Source organism: Paenibacillus sp. A3, assembly GCF_001399685.1.
Classification (GTDB): Bacteria; Bacillota; Bacilli; order Paenibacillales; family NBRC-103111; genus Paenibacillus_G.
The window spans coordinates 1-2,751 of the sequence record NZ_JTHN01000324.1 but is presented as its reverse complement, the minus strand read 5'-3'; the positions used below and the strand labels follow the sequence as shown (position 1 = coordinate 2,751).

Sequence of the window (2,751 nt, the reverse complement as noted above, 5' to 3'; positions counted from 1 at the left end):
TCGCCATATCAATCAGCTTCAGCTTCTCTTGGATTTGCCGCCTTGCCCGTGTCATGTGACCCGGAAACCATTGGATCGTCATCTGAGTCACCTCAATCTGTTTACCTACTGCCGGTTCGGACTATTGAAATGAACCAGGCTGATTTTATTGAACGGCCAGAATATCAAGTCGGCACGTCCGACAATTTTATCGTAGTTGACAAAGCCTACAGACGGGTCGCGGCTATCCGAGCTGTTCGAACGGTTGTCGCCCATCACGAATACGCTGCCCTCGGGAACTGTCTGCTCCGGGAAATTTCTTGTGTTATAGGGTCTCCCTTCCGAGGCGGCTTTATCCAGCGCCGGCTTCAGATAGGTTTCGTCCACCAATTGGTTGTCCACATACACCTTGTCGCCTTCGACTTTGACCTTTTGGCCCGGCAAGGCGATGACGCGCTTTATGTAATCTTTGTCTTTGGTAGCATGAAACACGACGACTTCCCCGTGCTCCGGCTTCCCGAACTTGTAAATAAACTTATTGACGATGAGCCGCTCTCCCGTATAGAAATTCGGCTCCATGGAAGGCCCTTCCACAATGAACGGGGCGAAGACGAGCCAGCGTATAAAAAACACGAGGGCCGCCGCAATCAGCAGCGCTTTGATCCATTCCCAAGCTTCGTTTTTGACGGGATTCGTTTTTTCTACGGTTTGATCCTGCTCCATTAGCTTTCCTGCCCTTTCGCCAGAGTGGGGTAAAAAACGAAAAGGGACTTGGTGTGCAAGCCCCTTTGTTTTCGTTATCGAATCTCTTGAATTCTTGCTGCTTTACCGCGCAGACCGCGAAGATAGTAGAGCTTCGCGCGACGGACTTTACCACGGCGAGCCACTTCAATCTTATCGATCTTCGGAGTATGAATCGGGAACGTTCTCTCAACGCCAACACCGTAAGAAATTTTTCTTACTGTGAACGTTTCGCTGATTCCGCCGCCGCGGCGCTTAATAACAACGCCCTCGAACAGCTGGACACGCTCGCGCGAACCCTCGATAACCTTAACATACACTTTCAAAGTGTCGCCAGGACGAAAGCTCGGAATGTCGCTGCGCAGTTGTTCCTTTGTAATCTCTTGGATCAAGTTCATGGATGACTCCCTCCTTCCACACAGGTGTTCATGCCGCTGCTATTAGATGTCGGTTCTTCGATGTCACGCGCAGAGGACCACCGTATTCAAGCAAATTGCCACAACGTTTTATATCATAGCATAAACTCAAGGGAAACACAACCAGTTCTTTTATTGGAAGTGCCTCCAAATTAAAAAACCGCCTTGGCTCATGCTTCTGCGCATGACGCAAAACGGTTTTTCCTGAGGCCTATCATTCCGGCTTACCGGGGACATCCCGCTCTGAACGCTCCTGCGCTTCCCATTCGTCAAGCCAGCGCCGCTCTTTAGGCGTCAGTTCGATCCCTTCCAGCAAATCCGGACGTTTCTTCCATGTACGCTCCAGCGACTGCTTTCTGCGCCACTCTTCGATATTCCCATGATGGCCGGAGATCAGCACTTCGGGAACCTCCCAGCCGCGGAAATTCGCGGGACGGGTATAATGAGGATATTCCAGCAGGCCGGTGCTGAACGAATCCGTCACCGCCGACGTTTCGTTGCCCAGCACGCCGGGAAGCAAACGTACGACGCTGTCGATCACGACCATCGCCGGCAGTTCTCCCCCAGTCAGCACATAATCGCCGATGGATAGCTCGTCCGTCACCAAGTGCTCGCGGATTCGCTCGTCATAGCCCTCGTAGTGTCCGCAGATGAAGATCAAATGCCGCTCCCCCGCAAGTTCCTCGGCTTTCTTCTGTGAGAACGGCTCGCCTTGAGGACACATCAGAACAACACGGGGCTTCGATTCCAGCCCGGAGGTTACATCTTCAACTGCAGCGAACAGCGGCTCGGGTTTCAGCACCATTCCGCCTCCGCCCCCGTACGGATAGTCGTCCACCGTATTGTGCTTGTTGTTCGCATAATTCCGAAAATTGACCGTATTTAGCTCGACTAAACCTTTTTCCCGTGCCTTCCCCAAAATACTCGAAGTAAAGACCCCGTCGAACATCGCTGGAAAAAGCGTCAGCACATCGATTCTCATAGGTCAAGCAAGCCTTCCATCAGGCGGACCGTAACCTTCTTCTCGTTTATGTCGACGTTAAGCACGACATCGTCGATATAAGGAAGCAGCAGCGGTTTGCCGGCCGAACGCTTGACGACCCACACGTCATTCGCCCCGGGAGACAAAATTTCCGAGATCGTACCCAGCTCTTCCCCTTCCTCCGTGACGACCGCACAACCGATAATTTCGTGGTAGTAATACTCGTCTTCGGGAAGCTCGGATAAGTATTGCTCTTCGACTTTTAACAGCCAGCCCTTATATTTTTCCACTTCGTTGATGTTCGTGAAGCCTTGGAATTTGATGATGAACATGTTTTTTTGCTCTCGGGCCGCTTCTACCGTAACGGGGAACTGCGTCCCTTGCTCAGGATGGACGAATACCAGCTTGCTTCCTTTTGCGAAGCGCTCGTCCGGAAAATGCGTTTCCGGTACGATTTTAAGCTCGCCGCGGATGCCATGTGTATTCACAATTTTTCCAACCGTATACAACTTTTCGCTCATAGGACCCTCCCGGGTTTAGAATAGGAGCTTATAGGAAGAGAAAAGAGTTAGGAGCAGCTCCTAACTCTCATGTTTCCCTTATGACACGATTTCAACCGAAACGCGTTTCGGT

Annotated in this window: 4 protein-coding genes; all 4 read right to left on the bottom strand. The window is 51.5% G+C overall.

Annotated features, from left to right (window positions below):
* Window positions 1-105 precede the first annotated feature (105 nt).
* On the bottom strand, window positions 106-702 hold the full coding sequence (gene lepB / locus QJ48_RS34070; protein ID WP_010501086.1) for a signal peptidase I: 597 nt from the start codon (window positions 700-702) through the stop codon (window positions 106-108).
* Between the two features lie 74 nt (window positions 703-776).
* Window positions 777-1,118: a 50S ribosomal protein L19 gene (gene rplS / locus QJ48_RS34065; RefSeq protein WP_010501088.1), complete on the bottom strand. Its 342-nt coding sequence runs from the start codon at window positions 1,116-1,118 to the stop codon at window positions 777-779.
* A 232-nt stretch (window positions 1,119-1,350) separates the two neighbouring features.
* A complete protein-coding gene (trmD, locus tag QJ48_RS34060; protein WP_054977716.1) occupies window positions 1,351-2,118 on the bottom strand; it encodes a tRNA (guanosine(37)-N1)-methyltransferase TrmD in 768 nt (255 codons plus the stop codon).
* Entirely contained in the window at window positions 2,115-2,639 is a 525-nt protein-coding gene (rimM, locus tag QJ48_RS34055; RefSeq protein WP_054977715.1) for a ribosome maturation factor RimM, read from the bottom strand. Before rimM ends, trmD begins: the two co-directional genes overlap by 4 nt.
* Window positions 2,640-2,751: the final 112 nt, after the last annotated feature.